The 19,585-nt window shown below is 70.1% G+C and carries 11 protein-coding genes; 2 read left to right on the plus strand and 9 right to left on the minus strand.

Annotation, left to right across the window (positions count from 1 at the left end):
* Positions 1–85: 85 nt before the first annotated feature.
* The 8 genes from JK361_RS08230 to JK361_RS08265 all read right to left on the minus strand — a co-directional run bounded on the left by JK361_RS08230 (position 86) and on the right by JK361_RS08265 (position 13,929).
* On the minus strand, positions 86–1,156 hold the full coding sequence (locus tag JK361_RS08230) for an IS630 family transposase (protein WP_443732161.1): 1,071 nt from the start codon (positions 1,154–1,156) through the stop codon (positions 86–88).
* A 111-nt stretch (positions 1,157–1,267) separates the two neighbouring features.
* Positions 1,268–1,630 (minus strand): 5-carboxymethyl-2-hydroxymuconate Delta-isomerase, encoded by a 363-nt coding sequence (locus JK361_RS08235; protein WP_201815052.1) that lies wholly within the window; start codon positions 1,628–1,630, stop codon positions 1,268–1,270.
* 32 nt (positions 1,631–1,662) lie between these two features.
* On the minus strand, positions 1,663–7,062 hold the full coding sequence (pulA, locus tag JK361_RS08240) for a pullulanase-type alpha-1,6-glucosidase (protein WP_201815053.1): 5,400 nt from the start codon (positions 7,060–7,062) through the stop codon (positions 1,663–1,665).
* A 163-nt stretch (positions 7,063–7,225) separates the two neighbouring features.
* Positions 7,226–8,605 (minus strand): alpha-amylase, encoded by a 1,380-nt coding sequence (locus JK361_RS08245; protein ID WP_201815054.1) that lies wholly within the window; start codon positions 8,603–8,605, stop codon positions 7,226–7,228.
* A gap of 152 nt (positions 8,606–8,757) precedes the next feature.
* Complete coding sequence (locus JK361_RS08250) at positions 8,758–10,443, minus strand: glycoside hydrolase family 13 protein (protein WP_201815963.1); 1,686 nt, start codon at positions 10,441–10,443, stop codon at positions 8,758–8,760.
* Between the two features lie 170 nt (positions 10,444–10,613).
* Positions 10,614–11,525: a sugar ABC transporter permease gene (locus JK361_RS08255; protein WP_201815055.1), complete on the minus strand. Its 912-nt coding sequence runs from the start codon at positions 11,523–11,525 to the stop codon at positions 10,614–10,616.
* A 19-nt stretch (positions 11,526–11,544) separates the two neighbouring features.
* The gene (locus tag JK361_RS08260) at positions 11,545–12,549 is read right to left on the minus strand and encodes a carbohydrate ABC transporter permease (protein WP_201815056.1); all 1,005 of its coding nucleotides are present in this window, start codon (positions 12,547–12,549) and stop codon (positions 11,545–11,547) included.
* Between the two features lie 105 nt (positions 12,550–12,654).
* Positions 12,655–13,929 carry an extracellular solute-binding protein gene (locus tag JK361_RS08265; RefSeq protein ID WP_201815057.1) on the minus strand — a complete coding sequence of 425 codons (1,275 nt, stop codon included), beginning with the start codon at positions 13,927–13,929 and terminating at the stop codon, positions 12,655–12,657.
* A gap of 377 nt (positions 13,930–14,306) precedes the next feature.
* Here JK361_RS08265 and JK361_RS08270 point away from each other — a divergent pair, with 377 nt between their 5' ends.
* The gene (locus JK361_RS08270) at positions 14,307–15,341 is read left to right on the plus strand and encodes a LacI family DNA-binding transcriptional regulator (RefSeq protein ID WP_285440305.1); all 1,035 of its coding nucleotides are present in this window, start codon (positions 14,307–14,309) and stop codon (positions 15,339–15,341) included.
* A gap of 68 nt (positions 15,342–15,409) precedes the next feature.
* On the plus strand, positions 15,410–16,273 hold the full coding sequence (locus JK361_RS08275) for a phosphatase PAP2 family protein (protein WP_201815059.1): 864 nt from the start codon (positions 15,410–15,412) through the stop codon (positions 16,271–16,273).
* On the opposite strand, the gene JK361_RS08280 is transcribed toward JK361_RS08275, so the two are convergent.
* A complete protein-coding gene (locus JK361_RS08280) occupies positions 16,261–19,275 on the minus strand; it encodes a bifunctional [glutamine synthetase] adenylyltransferase/[glutamine synthetase]-adenylyl-L-tyrosine phosphorylase (RefSeq protein ID WP_201815060.1) in 3,015 nt (1,004 codons plus the stop codon). The two genes, JK361_RS08275 and JK361_RS08280, sit on opposite strands and share 13 nt — an antisense overlap.
* Positions 19,276–19,585: the final 310 nt, after the last annotated feature.

Here is a 19,585-nt window from a genome sequence, read left to right on the forward strand (position 1 = left end):
GCCCGTAATCGGTTCACTTCATGCGCATCCACACGCCCCAACATGCTCTTGATCAGCGACAACGAAAAGACCTAACGAAGCACTACTAGTGACGTGAGTCGGAGATTCGTTGGCAGTAAGCGGCGACTTTGTCGAGGATCTCGTCGGCGGTCTTTGTCCAGATGAAGGGTCGGGGGTGTGCGTTCCAGTCGGCGAGCCAGGTTCGGATGTCACGTTCGAGGGCTTGGACGGAGCGGTGGACGCCGCGGCGGAGTCTCTTGCTGGTCAGCTCGCCGAACCATCGCTCCACCAGGTTCAACCATGACGAGCCGGTGGGTGTGAAGTGCAGGTGGAAGCGGGGATGTGCCAGCAGCCACTTCTTGATGGCGGGCGTCTTGTGGGTGGCGTAGTTGTCCAGGATCAGGTGCACGTCGAGGTCTCCGGGGACTTCCTTGTCGAGCTTGGCCAGGAACTTTTTGAACTCGGCGGCCCGGTGCCGGCGGTGCAGTGAACCGATCACCTTGCCGCTGGCCACTTCCAGGGCTGCGAACAGGGTTGTGGTGCCGGCGCGGACGTAGTCGTGGCTGCGGCGTTCAGGAACGCCAGGCATCATCGGCAGCACCGGTTGCGAACGGTCCAGGGCCTGGATCTGGGACTTCTCGTCCACGCACAGCACCAGGGCCTTCTCCGGCGGGTCAAGGTAGAGGCCGACCACATCGCGGACCTTGTCGATGAACAGCGGGTCGGTGGACAGTTTGAACGTCTCGCAGCGGTGCGGGGCCAGGGCGAACGCTCGCCAGATCCTCGAGATGGCCGACTGGGACATCCCGGTCGCAGCCGCCATCGACCTTGTCGACCAGTGCGTGGCGTTCGCCGGTTTCTCCTCCAGTGTCTTGACGATGACCCGCTCGACATCCGCGTCCGTGATCTGTCTGGGGACACCTGGCCTGGGCTCGTCGGACAGGCCGTCCAGACCACGGTCAAGGAAGCGTCTCCGCCAGGTGCGGACCGTGTCCGGAGCGACCTTCAGCCGACGTGACACCTCCATGATCGAGTGCCCTTCGGCGCACTCAAGGACGATCCGGGACCGCAGGGCCAGAGCCTGAGCCGTCGACCGGCGACGCACCCATCCCTCAAGCACAGCCCGCTGGGCATCAGTCACCGACAACGGCGGGATCTTCGGTCCACGACGATTCACACCAAACCAACGACGAACCTCTGACTCAGGTCACTAGGGTCTTTCGTTTGGATCAGGCCGGCGGGCCCGGCCTGATCCGAACGAGAGGTCCTAACGGTCGAACTTCCGGTACGAGGGGTCGAGGTCGCGGACCTCTGCGGAAGCGTGCACGCTGAACGCCACGTCCGCCACATGCTTGCGGAGCAGTTCCAGGGCCGTCTCCGCGAGCCTCGCCTTCGTCTCGTCGCTGCGTCCGGCGAGGAGCCCGATCGTCACGTGCACGACGGCGTGCCCGCGCGCCCCGGGGTCCTCGTACCCGAAAGCGGTGTACGCGCTCGGCCGGAACTGCGTCTTGCAGGCTTCCGGCTTCGCCGCCGCGATCTCCACGGTCGCCTCGTGCAGCGCCCGCGCGAAGCCCTCGCGGTCGAAGGCGTTCTCCATGGTGCCGGAGTAGTCGATGGTGATCTGCGGCATGCGCACTCCTGTTCTACGACAACGGCCTCACCCTAGTTCTTCGCCCGAGTGAACACCGCCACGGTCCGCGCCGGCACGGTGAACGTGCCCGAGCCGGCCGCGTACGCGGAGGTCTTCACCACCGGGTCCGCGCCGGTGGCCTGCACCGGGTGCAACCGGTAGGGCGTCCCGGCGAGGGCGTCGACGCGCTGCTTCTGCTCCTGCGGCGTGGCGTTGAAGACGACGACCAGGTCGCCCAGCCGCATGGTGATCACGCCGGGCGTCTCGTCCTTGCCGGACAGCGGGAAGGACAGCCGGTCCTGCACCTGGGCGGCCGTGCCGAGCGAGAACGCCTGCTCGGCCGTGCGGATCCGCAGCAGGTCCCGGTAGGCGGCCGAGGCGCCGGTGATCTGCGGGCAGCCCACCTTGACGGCGGTGAGCAGCGGCCTGGCGTGGTCCCACTTGGACCGGTTGTCTGCCGCCGGGGGCAGGCCGCGTCCGAAGCCGTTGCCGTCGGCGCAGTTCCAGTGGATGGCGTTGAACCAGTCGCCGCTGTCGAAGGAGTTGCGGTCCAGCGACTTCGAGCGCAGCAGGTCGCTGCCCGCCTGGGAGAGCGACGGCCCCTGTGAGAGGGCTGCCGTGGCCATCGCCAGGACCTGCATCCGGGCCCGGTCGGACGCGGAGGTGTCCTTGGGCAGCTTGTAGGCCAGGGCGTCGAACAGCGACTCGTTGTCGTGCGCGTCCACGTAGGCCAGGGCGTCGCCGGGTGCGGCGGCGTATCCGGCGGGCGCGCCGTTGTAGTCGACCTCGGCGCCCGTCACCTCCTTGCCGTCGGTGTCCGTGAAGCGGAACTTCGCGAGGTTGCCGGTCAGGCCGACCTTGATCAGGTCCTGGTAGTGCAGCAGCCGGGCCCTCTGCTCCGCCTCGGTGCCGTTGGCCGTGGACGCGTTGGGATCGGTGTAGAGCCCGGAGGCGAAGCCCTGGACGCCGGGGTCGGAGTCGAACGGGCCGCCGCCGCGCACCGCGTCACGGGCGCGGTCGGAGAAGGTGGCGATGCCGGTGCCGGCCATGTTCTTCTGCGTGGCCTGCACGAACCGGGCGTCGTCGGCGACCTCGCCGAAGTTCCAGCCCTCGCCGTAGAGGATGATCTTCTTGCCGTCGACGCCGTCCTTGGCGACGGTCAGCGCGTCGAGGGCCTTGCGGACGGCCAGGATGTTGGCCTTCGGGTGGTGGCCCATGAGGTCGAAGCGGAACCCGTCGACCTTGTACTCCCTGGCCCAGGTGACGATCGAGTCCACGACCAGCTTGCCCATCATCGCGTTCTCGGTCGCGGTGTTGGCGCAGCAGGTGCTGTCGGCCACCGAGCCGTCGGCGAGCAGCCGCTGGTAGTAGCCGGGCACGATGCGGTCCAGGACGGAGGTGTCCGCCTGGCCACTGGCCGCCGTGTGGTTGTAGACGACGTCCATGACGACCCGCAGGCCGTCCTGGTTGAGCGCCTGGACCATCTTGCGGAACTGGACCGTGCGGGCCGTGCCGTCGGGGTCGGTGGCGTACGAGCCCTCGGGGACCGTGTAGTGGTACGGGTCGTAGCCCCAGTTGTAGGCGTCCTTCGCGGCGGTCTTCGCCACGCACTCCTGCTGCTTGTCGGAGTCGGCCGGGTAGGAGGCCAGGTCGCAGCCGGGGGTCGCCTGGTCGGCCTTCTTCTCGGGGATGGTGGCGATGTCGAAGGCGGGCAGCAGGTGGACGTACGAGGTCCCCGACTTCGCCAGTGCCTTCAGGTGCCGGGAGCCGTCGCTGTCCTTGTCGGTGAAGGCCAGATAGGTGCCCGGGTGCTTCGAGGTGGGGTCACCGACGGAGAAGTCCCGGATGTGCAGCTCCTGGATCTGCGCGTCCTTCAGCGGTACGGCCTTGGGCTTGCGCAGGGCCGACCAGCCGCTCGGGGCGAGGGACCTGTCGTTCAGGTCGACGACCAGGCTGCGCTCGGAGTTCGCGGTGAGCGCGACCGAGTACGGGTCGGTGACCTTGTTGGTGACCATCCTGCGGACGCTGGGCGCCCACACCTTCACGACGTACCGGTAGGGCTTGCCCTTCCAGGACGCCGGCCCGGTGACGGACCACACGCCGGTGGTGTCGTCGCGGTGCATGGCCTTGAGCGAGCCGTCCAGTTCCAGGGAGACGCTCTGGGCCGTCGGCGCCCACACGGCGAGGGTCGGCCTGCCGTCGTGGAAGGCCGGGCCGAGCTTCGCCCGGGCCGCGCCCGGGTACAGGTCGTCCAGCACGCCGGCGATCTGCACACCGGTCGCGGCCAGCACGGCACCGTTCGCGGCGCGCTGCGAGGCCACCAGCTGCCCCTTGAGCGCCTCGCGCACCCGGTCCCGGTCGCGCGGGTCGACGGACCAGGCGGTGTAGTCCCTCAGGTGCGGGAACTTCGCCTTCTGGGCGTCGCTGAGCGTGGTCTTCGTCAGCCGGATCCAGCGCTCGTCGTCACTGGTGAGCGTGGCGTCCTCGACGGCGATGGAGCCGTCGCGCGAGTACAGCAGCTGGGTGGAGGCGGCGCCGTCGGAGCCGTTCCAGGCGACGGTGTCCCGGTCGATCCAGACCGCCTTGGAGGTGGTCAGGTCGAGGGCGGCCGCGCTGCCCGCGGGCTGCGGCAGCAGGTACTTCTCCTGGCCGTTCAACAGCCACACCTCGTGGCCGTTCGCCTTGAGGTCCAGCGACTGGTCGGTCGGGAGATCCTTGTCGTCGCCCTTGTGGATGATGTAGCTGAGACTGCCGGCACCCTCGGTGAGCGGCACCTCGAAGACCGCGCCATAGGCATCAGTCTCCACCGGCTTCAGCGGGTCCGACCAGTCGGTGGGGTGCGCGGCACCCGTCCAGACGTGCAGGCCCCAGCCGTCGTAGTCGCCGTCGGCGCGGTGGTAGTGGACGACCGCCTTGGTCTCGTCCTGGGCGGGGTGGTCGGGCCTCGTCGTCAGGACGTCCGCCTTGCCCTGCTCGATCCAGACCTCACCGGTCCTCGTGACGTCGATCGTCCGGTCGGCGGAGACGTCCTTGTCGCCGTCCTTGTCGATGACCAGGAAGCCGACGTTCGAGGCGCCCGGCTTCAGCTTGACGTAGGCGAAGGCGCCGTAGGCGTCGCGGCCGGTGAAGGGGTGGCTGGCGGGCCAGTTCGTGGCCTCGCCGTCGGCGAGGTCGCCCCAGGCGTACAGGCCCCAGCCGGCGTAGTCGCCGTCGGTGCGCTTGTAGTGGACGATGGCGTAGTCCCGGGACGAGGCCGTGGGGACCTCGGGTGCGGCCGGGGTGCCGGTGGTGCTGCTCGCCATGGCGCTCGCGGTGCGGCCGGCCGAGTCGACGACGACGGCCTTGTAGCGCAGGGCCGTGCCGACGGGCACGTCCTCGCCGATGGTCTGGGTGACCTTGTAGGGGGCGTGGTCGGCGGAGCCGAGGGTGCGCCACGTGCCGTTGCCGACCTGGGCGGCGAAGACGACCCGGTCGAGTCGGCCGCCGTCGACGCCGGCGGAGAGCTCGACGGTCCCGGTGGCACCGGCGGCCGGGGCCTTGAGGGTGACCGTGGGCGCGGCGGTGGGCTCGGCGGGGGTGCCGGACGCCTTGAGGACGACGGCGGAGCCGGCCGGGACGGTGACGGTGATCTTCCCGTCCGCGTCGGTCCGGGAGGTGGCGTCGGTGCCGTAGACGCCGCGGTACGTCATGCCCGCGGAGCCGGTCGTGAAGGTGGCGGACTTCGCCTCGCCGGCGTTGTTGAAGGCGACGACGTAGTCCTGGCCGGACTTGGCGTCCGTGCGGGTGAAGGCGTAGACACCGGCCCCGTCGGCGGCGTACCGCTCGGTCTGGACACCGTCGGTCAGGGCCGGGTTGGCCCCTCGCAGCTCGGAGAGGGCGGCGATCTGCCGGTAGAGCGGGGCCTTCGTGTCGTAGGCGGCGCTCGCGTGGGTGCGGTCGGTGCCGATCTCGTCGTCGTCGAGGTAGTCGGCGACCTTGGAGGCGAACATGGTCTGGCGGGCGTCCTTGTCGCCGCCAGAGCCGGTGAAGCCCTGCTCGTCGCCGTAGTAGACGACCGGGTTGCCGCGGCTGAGGAACATCAGCTCGTTGGCGAGCCTGTCCTTCCTGAGGATCTCGGCGTCGGTCGCCTTCGGGTCGTCCTGCTTCAGGAAGTACCCGATGCGGCCCATGTCGTGGTTGCCGAGGAAGGTGACCTGTTCGTAGGCGTTGGCCTTGTCGGTCGTGTACTTGTAGTCGTCACCGAAGACGCTCGCGAGCCGCCGGGCGCTGCCGCCCTGGGAGGCGTAGGAGCGGGCCGCGTCCTGGAAGGGGAAGTCGAGGGTGGCGTCGAGGCGGCCCTGGGTGACGTACGGGGACGTGACCGAGGTGTCGGCGGAGTAGACCTCGCCGAACATGAAGAAGTTCTTCCGTCCGTGCGCGGCCGCGTACTTGTCGAGCGCGGTCGCCCACCGGGTCCAGAACTCCATGTTCACGTGCTTGACGGTGTCGATGCGGAAACCGTCGATCGCGAAGTCCTTCACCCACCGCTGGTAGATCTTCTCCATGCCGGTGACGACCTCGGGACGCTCGGTCCACAGGTCGTCGAGGCCGGAGAAGTCGCCGTAGGTCGTGGACTCGCCGGCGTACGTCGAGTCGCCCCGGTTGTGGTACATCGCCGGGTCGTTGAGCCAGGCCGGGACCTTGGACTTCCGGGTGGCCTCCGGGGTGCGCGGGAAGGAGCCGGCGTCGACGGCGGGGAACCTCCTGCGGCCGTCGGCGTAGTCGGCGTCGTCGAAGGGCCGCCCGTCCTCGGTCAGGTACGGGAAGGCGCCCTTGGACAGGTAGTCGTAGGTCTTCTCCCGGTAGTCCACGACGTCGGCGGTGTGGTTGGTGATGACGTCGAAGAAGACCTTCATGCCCTTGGCGTGCGCCTTGGCGATGAGGTCCTCGAGGTCCTTGTTGGTGCCGAAGTGCGGGTCGACCTGCGTGAAGTCGGTGATCCAGTAACCGTGGTACCCGGCGGAGGCGTTGGCGCCCGTGCCCTGCACCGGACGGTTCTTGAAGATCGGCGCCATCCAGATGGCGGTGGTGCCGAGCCCCTTGATGTAGTCGAGCCGCCTGGACAGGCCCTTGAGGTCGCCGCCCTGGTAGAAGCCCTTGTCGGTGGGGTCGTAGCCGGTGCTGAGGCGTGAGCCGGTCAGGCCGCCCCGGTCGTTCGACGTGTCCCCGTTGGCGAAACGGTCCGGCATGACGAAGTAGAACTGCTCGCGGGTGTCGTCGTGCCGGGCGGGCTGGGCGGCGAGGGCGGCGTCCGAGGGGGGTGCGGGCGGTGTGGCCGCGCGGGCGGCCGGCGGCTGGATCAGTGCGGCGGCGAGGGCGGCGGCGGTGACGGCCGCGGCCCGTCCGGCGTGGGCGGTACGGCGCCTCGGGGGCGCCGGCCATCTCGGTATCACAGGCGGGAACTCCTTGCGATTACGGCTCATTCGGGTCCGACCCCTACGCCCGCGGCACGGCTGCGCTGCCGGGCGCCCGCGCGACCGTACCGCCGACGAAAGGTTTACAGCAAGACTTGTGAAACCTTGAGAAAGAGGTTTCACGGACCGTCAGCAGGCCGGCTCAGCAGCTGGACTTGCCGGCGTAGAGGGCCAGGGCCGTGTTCGAGCCCAGGGTGGCGGTGAACCGGCCGCCGGCGTCCACGGTCACCGTGGTGTCGTTCTGGACGTTGCAGTAGGTGCCGGCGGCGAGCGACGTCTGGTAGGTCCGGGTCATGCTGCCCGGCTCGTGGTTGATCGCCACGTACCCCTTGCCGCCCCGGCCGAAGGCGATCCAGTTGTTGCCGTTGTCCCACCAGTCGGTGACCGCCTGGCCCCGGGTGGCGTTGCGGAAGGCGACCATGGACTTGATCTCCGGCCAGGCGTGCTGGCACTTCCAGCCGCCTTGCCAGCAGGCGTTCACCGTGCCCCCGTTGGGCGGCCCGGCGTCGGCGTCCGTCCACTCGTAGCCCGAGTTGACGTCGGGGGCACCGTAGGGCCAGGCGAGCATGAAGACGTTGGCCAGCGTGTAGTTGGCGCCGGACTTGTAGTTCAGCGTGCTGCCGTTGCGCTCGGTGTCGTGGTTGTCCACGAAGACGCCCGCGGAGGAGCTGCCCAGATAGCCCCAGCTCTCGCCGTAGTTGGTCAGGTACGCCAGCTTCTCGTTGGTGAAGACGCGCTTGAGGTCGTAGGCGTACCGGAACTCCTGGACGTCTCCGTTGCCGGTGTACTCGGAGGGCTGGACGGCCTCCCCCGCGCCGTAGATGACCTCCTGTTTCCAGTAGACGGCCGGGTTGGTCAGGCGGCTCTTGATGTTCGCCAGGTCCGCGGCCGGGATGTGCTTGGCCGCGTCGATGCGGAAGCCGTCCACGCCGAGGGTGAGGAGGTCGTTCATGTAGCCGGCGATCGTCTTGCGGACGTACTCCTCGCCGGTGTCGAGGTCGGCCAGGCCGACGAGTTCGCAGTGCTGGACGTTCCAGCGGTCGGAGTAGTTCGACACCTGGGAGGTGCAGTCGTCGAAGTCGTAGCCGGAGTACAGGCCCGGGTAGTCGTACTTCGTGTACGAGGAGCCGCCGGTGCCCGTGCCCGAGCCCGCCGACATGTGGTTGACGACGGTGTCGACGACGACCTTCACACCGGCCGCGTGGCAGGTGCCGACCATGTTCCGGAACGCCGTGCGGTCGCCGAGGCGGCCGGCGATCTTGTACGACACCGGCTGGTACGACGTCCACCACTGCGAGCCCGGTATGTGCTCGGCGGGCGGGGAGACCTGCACGTATCCGTAGCCGGCCGGGCCGAGGGCGCTGGTGCACTCCTTGGCCACCGAGTCGTACTTCCACTCGAAGAGGACGGCGGTGACGTCCTTGGTGCCGGGCGGGGAGGCCGCGGCGGTGGTCGGGTTCATGCCAACCAGAGCGACGGCGGCCGTGAGGGAGACCGCCGCGGGGAGCATTCTGCGTGCCATGTGGGGTTCCTTCGACGTTGAAGGCAGGGACCGCTGAAGGCGCTTGCTGAAATATTTCAGCAAACTTGCGGTGACGCAGATGTTAAAGGCCCGCCGTCCGAAAGACAGCGGGCCGTTGTGAAGTTGATGCAAGAACTTTCAGACGGGGCCCGTCAGGCGACGGTCGTCCACCAGACCGTGGTGTCGGCCGGCACCTTCGTCTCGTCGTCCGCCTCGGTCACCTCACCGCTGGTGAGCAGCACGCGGCCGTAGGACGGGGTGGTCACGGACTCGCCGGTCGTGTTCGCGACGCACACGAACTCGCCCCGCCTGAAGGCCACGACGCCCTCGGGCGCCCGCAGCCACTCCACGGCGTCGCCAGCGCCCAGGTCCGGCTGGGACCGGCGCAGGCGCAGCGCCGAGCGGTACAGCTCCAGCGTCGAGCCGGGGACGCCCGTCTGCGCCTCCACGCTCAGCCCGGCCCAGGCCGGCGGCTGGGGCAGCCAGCTGCCGCCGCTGCCGAAGCCGTAGGAGGAACCCTCGCGGGTCCACGGGATCGGCACCCGGCAGCCGTCGCGGAAGCCGTCCTGGCCGGCGCCCCGGAAGTACGCCGGGTCCTGGCGCACCTCGTCGGGCAGGTCCACGACGTCCGGCAGGCCCAGTTCCTCGCCCTGGTAGATGTACGCCGAGCCGGGCAGGGCGAGCATCAGGAGGGTGGCGGCGCGGGCCCGGCGCAGGCCGAGTTCACGGTCGCCGGCGGTGCGGATCTGGGTGCCGAGGCCGGGCGGGTTGGCGAACCGGGTGGCGTGCCGGGTGACGTCGTGGTTGGACAGGACCCAGGTGGCGGGGGCGCCTACCGGGCGCATGGCCTCCAGGGTGCGGTCGATGACCGTGCGCAGCTCCTCGGCGTCCCACTCGGTGCCCAGGTACTGGAAGTTGAACGCCTGGTGCAGTTCGTCGGGGCGGACGTAGTTGGCGGTGCGCTCCACGGTCGGCGTCCAGGCCTCCGCGACGAAGATCCTCTCCCCCGCGTACTCGTCCAGGATCGTGCGCCACTGCCGGTAGACGGCGTGCACGCCGTCCTGGTCGAAGAACGGCATGACATCGTTGCCCAGCAGCTTGAGCTGGTCGTGGGAGCCGAGGTCCGGCAGGCCCTCCGCCTTGACCAGGCCGTGGGCGACGTCGATGCGGAAGCCGTCCACGCCCATGTCCAGCCAGAAGCGCAGGATGGAGCGGAACTCGTCACCGACGGCCGGGTGCTCCCAGTTGAAGTCGGGCTGCTCGGGGGCGAAGAGGTGGAGGTACCACTCGCCGGGGGTGCCGTCCGGCTCGGTCACCCGGGTCCAGGCCGGGCCGCCGAAGATGGACTCCCAGTCGTTGGGCGGGAGTTCGCCGTCCTTCCCCTTGCCGGGGCGGAAGTGGTAGCGCTCGCGGAGCGGGGAGCCGGGGCCCTCGGCGAGGGCGCGTTTGAACCACTCGTGCTGGTCGGAGGAGTGGTTGGGGACCAGGTCCACGATGATGCGCAGGCTCATCGCGTGGGCGTCGCGGATCAGCGCGTCGGCATCGAGCAGGTTGCCGAACATGGGGTCGACGGCACGGTAGTCGGCGACGTCGTAGCCGGCGTCGGCCTGCGGCGAGGCGTAGAAGGGGCTGAGCCACACGGCGTCGACGCCGAGGTCGCGCAGATAGGACAGGCGGGAGCGTACGCCTTGCAGGTCGCCCATGCCGTCGCCGTTGCTGTCGGCGAAACTGCGCGGGTAGACCTGGTAGATGACCGCGTCCCGCCACCAGTCGCGGCGGTCGGCGACGGTGGCGGCGGCGGTGTGGCGGGCCGGTGCGGCGGAGTGCTGCTGGCTCATGGCGTCCTTGATACGTAACTGGGGCATGTGGGCAGACGGTGGGTGCGGCGGCGGGCCGGACGGGGCGGAGACGGATGCGAGGCGGGCCGCGGTGACAGCGGGGTCGGATGGGCACCGCGGCCCGCCTACCCGCGCGATCGGGCGCGCGGGAGTCCTGCTCCGGCGGGCGGTCAGCCCTTGGTGCCGCCGGCGGTGAGGCCGGTGACGAGGTTCTTCTGCACTAGGTAGAAGAACACGGTCACGGGTATCGCGATCAGCACCGCGGTGGCGGCCATGTAGTTCCACTGGGCGTCGTGCTCGCTGACGAAGGTCTGGAGGCCGACGGCGAAGGTGTACTTGGAGTCGTCCAGGAGGAAGGTGGTCGCGAAGGCGACCTCGCCGACGGCGGTGATGAAGTTGTAGAACGCGGCCACGGCCAGGCCCGGGCGGGCCAGCGGCAGGATGAGCCGGAAGAAGGTGCCGAAGGGGCTGAGCCCGTCCACGCGTCCGGCCTCGTCGATCTCGAAGGGGATGGTGTCGAAGTACCCCTTGAGCAGCCAGGCGCTGTACGGCACGGCGGTGGAGCAGTTGATGATGATCAGCGACCAATAGGTGTCGATGAGGCCGAGGTCGCTGAAGATCTCGTACATCGGCACGATCAGGATGGCGATCGGGAACGCCTGCGTCAGCAGCAGGACCCACATCAGCTGCTTGTAGCCGGGGAAGCGCATGCGGGAGACCGCGTAACCGGTGGTGGCGGCGACCAGGACACCGATGAGGGTGGTGCCCAGGGCCACGATCATCGTCGACTTGAACCAGTCGAAGAACCCGGTGTGCTCCAGCACGAAGCTGTAGTTGGAGAAGGTCGCCTTGCCCGCGATGCCGCCCGGGTGGAGGTAGTCCTCCTTGTCCGGGCCGAGGGACAGGTAGCACAGCCAGGCCACCGGGGCCAGGGCGATCAGGCTCGCAACGATGAGGCCGCCGTGCAGGAGGGCGGCGCCGAGCGGGCCGCGCTCGCCGCGCCGGTGCACGCGGCGCCGGGGCGCGGTGCCCGGGGCGGGGGCCGGTGCGGTGTCGGTCTTGTCCAGGGTCGTGGTGCTCATGGCGGCGGCTCCTGCGGCGTCAGACGGCGAGCTGGTCATTGCGCTTCAGCCAGCGGAAGTAGAAGGAGGTGAAGACGGTGAGGATCGACAGCAGTAGCACGCCGTAGGCGGCGGACTGGGCGAAGTCGCGTGGCTGCTGGCCGAAGCCCAGGGCGTAGGCCCAGGTGACGAGGATCTGCGCGTCCGGGGCGGAGTTCTTGCCGAACAGCAGGAAGATGATCACGAACTGGTTGAAGGTCCAGATGATGCCGAGCAGCACGACGGTGGAGCTGACCGAGCGCAGGCCGGGCAGGGTGACGTGCCGGAAGCGCTGCCAGGCGCTCGCGCCGTCCATCTCCGCGGCCTCGTAGAGCGTGGAGTCGATGGACTGCAGGCCGCCGAGCAGGGACAGCATCATGAACGGCACACCGCACCAGGTGTTGACCATGATCGCGGCGAACCGCTGCCAGAAGGTGTCCTCCAGCCACTCGGGCTGGGGCAGGTGGAGCGCGCCGAGGATCTGGTTGAGCACGCCGGAGTCGGCGAGCATGATCCGCCAGGAGAAGACGGTGACGAAGGTCGGCACGGCCCAGGGCAGGACGAGCAGCAGCCGGTAGAGGGTGCGGCCGCGCAGCTTCTGGTTGAGCATGAGCGCGAGGCCGAGGCCGATGGAGTAGTGCAGGGCCACGCAGGCGACCGTCCAGACGACGGTCCACAGGAAGTGGGACCAGAAGCGGTCGTAGGCCGTCGGGCCGAACAGGATGTCCTGGTAGTTGTCGAGGCCGATGAACTTGTAGGTGGCGTCGATGTGGTTGACGCCGATCGTGCGCGCCGAGTTGAGGCTGTTGGCGTCCGTGAGGGTCAGGTAGAAGCCCCGCGCCAGCGGGTAGCCCACGAGGACGCCGAGCACGATGACCACCGGGGCGATCATCGCGTAGGCGTACCAGTATTTCTGGAGACCGTTGCGGATGCGCTGCCCCAGCCCGGGCCGAGGCGCGCGGTCACCGCGGCGCTTGCCGGTGGCGCGGTCGATGGCGACTGTCATGGTTCGACACCTTCAATGGTTCGAGAGGTTGGGCTGGGCACAGGGCGGTGGCCGCCGGATCCTTCCCCCCGTCTCGTGCCGGGAGGATCCGACGGCCACAAGGGCTCACTTGCTGAAGTCGGACACGAGCTTGGAGATGGCCAGCTCGGCGTTGCTCAGGCCCTTGTCCAGGGACTCCTTACCGCTGGCGACCTTGGGCAGCTCGGTGTCGAGCGGACCCCACAGGGAGCTGTACTCGGGCAGCGCCGGGCGGGGCTGGGCGGCGGACAGGACACCCTGGTAGCCGGCGATGCCGGGGTCGGCCTTGACCTTCTCGGTGTAGGCGTCGGAGCGGGTGGGCAGGGTGGAGTTCTTCAGGGCGATGGTCTCCTGGGCCTGCGCCGAGGTCATGAACTTCACGAACTTCAGGGCCGCTTCCTGGTGGGCCTTGTCGGAGCCGGCGTAGACCGAGAGGTTGTGGCCGCCGGTCGGGGCGCCCGCCTTGCCGGCGGAGCCGGCCGGGACGGTGGCGATGCCGAGGTTGGACTTGTCCTTGAAGGCGCTGCCCTTGTAGAAGTTCGTGATCTCCCAGGGTCCCTGGATGATCGCGGCGACCTTGCCGTTGACGAACGCGTCCTGGATGTGGGCGTAGGCGTCGGCGGTGGCGTCGGCCTTGTGCAGGCCCTTGCCGGAGAACAGGCTCAGCCAGGTGCCGTAGCCCTTCTTGGCGGCGGCCGAGTTCACGGTGATCTTCTTGGCGCCGGCGTCGACGGTGTCGGTGCCCTCACCGTAGAGGAAGGACTGGGCGTAGTAGGCCTGGGTGGAGCCCCAGTAGCCGTCGACCTTGGTCTTGGCCTTGATCTTGGCGGCATCGGTCTTCAGCTCGTCCCAGGTCTTGGGGGCCTCGGTGATGCCGGCCTTCTTGAACAGGGCCTTGTTGTAGACCAGGGCGAGGGTGTCGGTGACCAGCGGGACGCCGTAGGTCTTGCCCTCGTACTGGGCCTGCTTGATCAGGTTCGGCTCGAACTTGGCCTGGTCGGCCAGGGCCTCGGTGCCGTCCAGCGGCAGGAAGAAGCCCTTCTTGGCGAAGGCGGGGGTCCAGCCGACCTCGGAGCGCAGCACGTCCGGGGCACCCTTGGCACCGGCCGCGGTGTCGAACTTGTTCTGCGCCTGGTCGAAGGGGACGTCGACGTACTTGACCTTGATGTCCTTGTTGGCAGCCTCGAACTGCTGGACCAGGGCCTTGTAGGTCGGCGACTCGTTCGTGGCGTTGGAGGTGTCCCACCAGGTGATGGTGACCGGGCCGTCCGACTTCCCGCTGTCGCTGTCGCTCCCGCCGCACGCCGTCGCCGTGAGGGCGAGGGACGCCACCAGCGCGGAGGCCGCTATGCCACGCCGCATGAGTTCTCCTTGAGGGTTAAGCCCGAGTGGTACAGAGGGCGGTCCCGCCCGCCCCTGCGACTTGCCGACTGCGCCGTTGCCGCGGCCGGGCGACTGGGAACGTAACAGCGATGTAAGCGTTGCGAAAGACCTTGCAGAAAAAAAGTGCAAGAGGACACGATGGTTACCCGGCCGTGACCGGCCGTCGACCGCGTCGCAACCCCGCAGTGAAGGGTGTGAGCGGCGGGGACGACTCTTGTGCAAGACTCTGCAAGCTCTTGCCAGCATGAAACCGAGGGAGCGCGATGACGCAGCAACCCACGGCAGGCCGTGCGCCCGTCCGTGCCCGGCGACCGGCCGGTGTGCAAGGGGGGATACGACCGGTACAGTCCAGTGGCGTGACCACACGGCTTGCCGACATCGCTGCGCAGGCGGGGGTGAGTGAAGCGACGGTCAGCCGGGTCCTCAACGGGAAGCCGGGCGTCGCCGCCACCACCCGCCAGTCCGTGCTCGCCGCACTGGACGTGCTGGGCTACGAGCGCCCGGTACGGCTGCGGCAGCGCAGCGAGGGGCTGGTGGGGCTGATCACGCCGGAGCTGGAGAACCCGATATTCCCGGCCCTGGCCCAGGTCATCGGCCAGGCGCTGACCCGCCAGGGCTACACGCCGGTGCTCGCCACGCAGACCCCGGGCGGGTCGACCGAGGACGAGCTGACCGAGATGCTGGTGGACCGCGGGGTCGCGGGGATCATCTACGTCTCCGGACTGCACGCCGACACCACCGCCGACATGCAGCGCTACGAGCGGCTGCGGGCGCAGGGCGTGCCGTTCGTGCTGGTGGACGGGTTCTCGCCGAAGGTGCAGGCGCCGTTCATCTCCCCCGACGACCGGGCGGCGATGACGCTCGCGGTGACGCACCTGGCGTCGCTGGGGCACACCCGGATCGGGCTCGCGCTCGGCCCCAGGCGGTTCGTGCCCGTGCAGCGCAAGATCGAGGGCTTCGTCCGGGCGATGCAGGACCGGTTCGACCTCTCCGCCCAGACCGTCGAGACCGAACTGGTCCAGCACTCGCTGTACACGCTGGAGGGCGGCCAGGCGGCGGCGACCGCACTGATCGAGCGGGACTGCACGGCCGTGGTCTGCGCCAGCGACATGATGGCGCTGGGCGCGATACGGGCGGCCCGGCAGCGCGGACTGGAAGTCCCCCGGGACGTGTCGGTGGTCGGGTTCGACGACTCCCCGCTCATCGCCTTCACCGACCCGCCGCTGACCACGGTCCGCAAGCCGGTCCCGGCGATGGGGCAGGCGGCGGTGCGCACGCTGCTCGAGGAGATCGGCGGGACGCCGGCGCCGCACAGTGAATTCGTGTTCATGCCGGAGCTGGTGGTGCGCGGTTCAACCGCTTCGGCACCGAATGTCCTCCGTACGTCGTAGAAGGTGCGTTACGGACCCAACCTTGGGATGATCGGCCGAAGAAGCCTTTTCTGGCAGACTCTGTGCCTATGAGTGACTCGACCGTGACAGAGCCGGAAGGTCGCGAGGAGGTGGCCGTTCCGCAGGCCGTCACGGGCGAGGACGGACGAGGTCCGCTGGGCCGGCTGCGGCGCCCACGGCGGCCCCGGCTGTGGTTCGAGATCCTTCTGATCGCGGTGAGTTACTGGACGTACTCACTGATCCGCAACGCCGTCCCGGAGCAGCGGGCCGCGGCACTGCGCAACGCGGACTGGATCTGGCGCGCCGAGCATGCCCTGGGGGTCGGCGTCGAACAGTCGGTCAACCATGCCGTGAACTCGGTGAATTGGCTCATCATCGGGATGAACTACTACTACGCGACACTGCACTTCGTCATGACGCTCGGCGTGCTGGTGTGGCTGTACCGGTGGCATCCCGGCCGGTACGCGGCGACCCGGCTGGTGCTGTTCGCGACCACGGGTGTGGCCCTGCTCGGTTACTATCTGTATCCGCTCGCGCCGCCTCGGTTGATGAACGGCGGGCACTTCGTGGACACCGTGACCGTGCACCACACCTGGGGTTCGATGGCTTCCGGCGACCTCAAGCACATGTCGAACCAGTACGCCGCGATGCCCTCGATGCACATCGGCTGGTCGCTGTGGTGCGGGCTGACGATCTTCGCGCTGGCGTCGGTGCCGTGGGCACGGGTGCTGGGGCTGCTGTACCCGGCGGCCACCCTCGCGGTGATCGTTGCCACGGCCAACCACTTCTGGCTGGACGCGGTGGGCGGTGTGCTCTGCCTCGGCTTCGGGTTCGTTCTGGCCCGCGCCTGGTACGGCAGCCTGCCGTACGCGCTGCCCCGGCTGGTCGCGGTGCCCGCGGCGCGGCCGCTCGGGTCCGCTCAGTCCGCGTAGAACAGCTCCTCCACGACCGTGCGCGCCCTGCGTGCGGTACGGCGGTAGGCGTCCAGCATGTCCCCGGCGTGCCCGGCGCCGTGGCCCAGGTAGCGGCCGACGGCGGCCAGCTCGCGCGGCTCGGTGGGAAAGGTGTCCCCGGCCCGGCCGCGGACCAGCATGACCGCGTTGCGCACCCGGGTGGCCAGCACCCACGCCTCGTCCAGGATGTCGGCGTCCTCGGCGGACAGCAGCCCTGCCTCGCGGGCGGCGGCCAGGGCCCGGCGGGTACGCGTGGTGCGCAGGCCGGGCTCGCGGTGGGCGTGGCGGAGCTGGAGCAGCTGGACGGTCCACTCGACGTCGGACAGGCCGCCGGGGCCGAGCTTGGTGTGCAGCTTGGGGTCGGCGCCGCGCGGCAGCCGCTCGGCCTCCATCCGGGCCTTCAGCCGGCGGATCTCGCGGACCGACTCGTCCGTGAGACCGTGGGCGGGATACCGCAGCGGGTCGATCAGCTCGGTGAAGCGCCGGCCGAGGTCCTGGTCGCCGGCGACGTGCTCGGCCCGCAGCAGCGCCTGCGACTCCCAGACCAGGGACCAGCGGCGGTAGTACGCCTCGTACGACTTCAGGGTGCGCACCAGCGGGCCCGACTTGCCCTCCGGGCGCAGGCCGGCGTCGATGAGCAGCGGCGGGTCGGCGCTGGGCAGCTGGAGCAGGCGGCGCATCTCGGCGACGACCTTGTTGGCGGCGGCTGACGCCTCGTGCTCGTCCACGCCGTCCTGGGGCTCGTGCACGAACAGCACGTCGGCGTCCGAGCCGTAGCCCAGTTCGTGTCCGCCGAAGCGGCCCATCCCGATGATCGCGAACCGGGTGGGCAGCGTGTTGCCCCAGCCGTCCCGGACGACCGCGCGCAGGGTGCCGGCGAGGGTGGCCTTGGTGAGGTCGGAGACGGCCGCGCCGACCCGGTCCACCAGGGCCCCCTGGTCGGCCTCGGCGGGGCTGGTCTCGGTGCCGTAGGACCCGACGATGTCGGCGGCGGCGGTGCGGAACAGTTCGCGGCGGCGGACACCACGGGCCGCGGTGACGCCCTGCGCGGCGTTCTCCGCCCTTCCCACGGCCGCCAGGATCTCCTGCTCCAGCTGGGCGCGGTCGCGGGGGGCGAGGCCACCGCCGACGGCCACCGGGCCCGCACCGGTGCCGTCGCCGAGGAGGGCGACCGCCTCGGGGGCGCGCATCAGCAGGTCGGGGGCGAGGCGGCCCGCCGACAGGACGCGGGCCAGGTTCTCCGCCGCCGCGCCCTCGTCGCGCAGCAGGCGCAGGTACCAGGGGGTCTTGCCGAGCGCGTCGGAGACCTTGCGGAAGTTCAGCAGGCCGGCGTCCGGGTCGGCGGAGTCGGCGAACCAGCCGAGGAGGACCGGGAGGAGGGTGCGCTGGATGGCCGCCTTGCGGGTCACGCCGGAGGCCAGGGCCTCCAGGTGGCGCAGGGCGGCGGCCGGGTCGGCGTAGCCGAGCGCCACGAGGCGTTCACGGGCCGCGTCGGGGCGCAGGCGGGCCTCGCCCGGGGCGAGTTGGGCGACGGCGTCGAGCAGCGGACGGTAGAAGAGCTTCTCGTGCAGCCGGCGTACGACCCCGGTGTGGCGCCGCCACTCGCGGTTCAGTTCGGCCGCCGGGTCGGTGCGCAGGCCCAGGGAGCGGCCGAGGCGGCGGCGGTCCGCCTCCGCCTCGGGGACGAGGTGGGTGCGGCGCAGGCGGTACAGCTGGATGCGGTGCTCCATGGAGCGCAGGAAGCGGTACGCCTCCTCCAGGCGGGCGGCGTCCTCGCGGCCGACGTAGCCGCCGGCGGCGAGGGCCTGGAGGGCGTCCAGGGTGGTGCCGCTGCGCAGGGCCGGGTCGGTCCTGCCGTGCACCAGCTGGAGGAGCTGGACCGCGAACTCGACGTCGCGCAGGCCGCCGGGGCCCAGTTTGAGTTCGCGTTCCAGCTCGGCCACGGGGATGTTCTCGACCACGCGGCGGCGCATCTTCTGGACGTCCGCGACGAAGTTCTCGCGGTCGGCCGCCTTCCAGACCAGGGGTTCGAGCGCGTCGATGTACGCCCGGCCGAGTTCCGCGTCGCCCGCCACCGGGCGGGCCTTGAGGAGGGCCTGGAACTCCCAGGTCTTCGCCCAGCGTTGGTAGTAGGCGACGTGGCTGCTGAGGGTGCGGACGAGGGGGCCGTTGCGGCCCTCGGGGCGGAGGTTGGCGTCCACCGGCCAGATGGAGCCCTCGACGGTCGTCTCGGAGCAGATCCGCATCAGGTGGGAGGCGAGTTTCGTCGCGGAGCCCAGGGCCTTGGGCTCGGGGACGCCTTCGGCCGGCTCCGCCACGAAGATCACGTCCACGTCCGAGACGTAGTTCAGCTCGTGGCCGCCGCACTTGCCCATCGCGATCACCGCGAGGCGGCAGGCGGCGGCGTCCGCGGGGGCGGCGCGTTCGGCGAGGGCCAGGGCGGTACGGAGGGTGGCGGTGGCCAGGTCGGCGAGTTCCGCGGCGGTCTCGGCGACGTCCGTGGTGCCGCAGACGTCGCGGGCGGCGATGGAGAGCAGGCAGCGGCGGTAGGCGACACGGAGGGAGACCGGGTCGGTGGCCGCGGCCAGGCCGTGTTCGAACTCCGCGAGGCCCGGGTGGAGGTCGTGCGGCTCGTACATGACCAGGACCTGCCAGTCGCTGGGGTGGCGGGTCAGGTGGTCGGCGAGGGCGGCGGAGGCGCCGAGGATGCCGAGGAGGCGGTCCCGGAGGGGCTTGGCCGCGATGAGGGTGTCCAGCAGTTCGCGGTGGGCGGTGGGGCCGTCCTGGGCCTCCAGGAGGCGGGCCAGGCCGTGCAGCGCCAGGTCGGGGTCGGCGGTGGCGCCGAGGGCTTCCAGGAGGACCGGGTCGTCGCGGACGGGCGCCAGTTCGGGGCCGTCGAGGAGGCGTTCGGCGGCGGAGGGGTCCGTGAAGCCGTGTCGCAGCAGACGGGTGAAGGTACTGCTCCTGCGCCCCGGCGTCATCTCCGTGGCCTCCCCTCGGGTGCGGGTGTCCTGGCCAGAGCCTAACCGGAGGGGGCGGGCGGGGCTTCGTCCACGGGTCCGGGGGTCCTGCCCAGAGCCTGACCGGAGGCGGCGGGCGGGGCTTCGTCCACGGGTCCGGGGGTCCTGCCCAGAACCTGACCGGAGGCGGCGGGCGGGGCTTCGTCCACGGGTCCGGGGGTCCTGCCCAGAGCCTGACCGGAGGGGGCGGGCGGGGCTTCGTCCACGGGTGCGGGGGTCCTGCGCGGAGCGCGGCCGGAGGGGCGGAGACGCCCCGGCACGTCTTCCATCC

The organism is Streptomyces musisoli, from assembly GCF_016741855.1.
Lineage (GTDB): Bacteria > Actinomycetota > Actinomycetes > Streptomycetales > Streptomycetaceae > Streptomyces > Streptomyces musisoli.

Coding starts and splice junctions, on each gene's coding strand:
- JK361_RS08235 (WP_201815052.1), bottom strand. CDS start 1,630: ATGCCGCAGATCACCATCGACTACTCCGGCACCATGGAGAACGCCTTC.
- JK361_RS08255 (WP_201815055.1), bottom strand. CDS start 11,525: ATGAGCACCACGACCCTGGACAAGACCGACACCGCACCGGCCCCCGCC.
- JK361_RS08280 (WP_201815060.1), bottom strand. CDS start 19,275: ATGACGCCGGGGCGCAGGAGCAGTACCTTCACCCGTCTGCTGCGACAC.
- JK361_RS08245 (WP_201815054.1), bottom strand. CDS start 8,605: ATGGCACGCAGAATGCTCCCCGCGGCGGTCTCCCTCACGGCCGCCGTC.
- JK361_RS08250 (WP_201815963.1), bottom strand. CDS start 10,443: ATGAGCCAGCAGCACTCCGCCGCACCGGCCCGCCACACCGCCGCCGCC.
- JK361_RS08260 (WP_201815056.1), bottom strand. CDS start 12,549: ATGACAGTCGCCATCGACCGCGCCACCGGCAAGCGCCGCGGTGACCGC.
- JK361_RS08265 (WP_201815057.1), bottom strand. CDS start 13,929: ATGCGGCGTGGCATAGCGGCCTCCGCGCTGGTGGCGTCCCTCGCCCTC.
- JK361_RS08275 (WP_201815059.1), top strand. CDS start 15,410: ATGAGTGACTCGACCGTGACAGAGCCGGAAGGTCGCGAGGAGGTGGCC.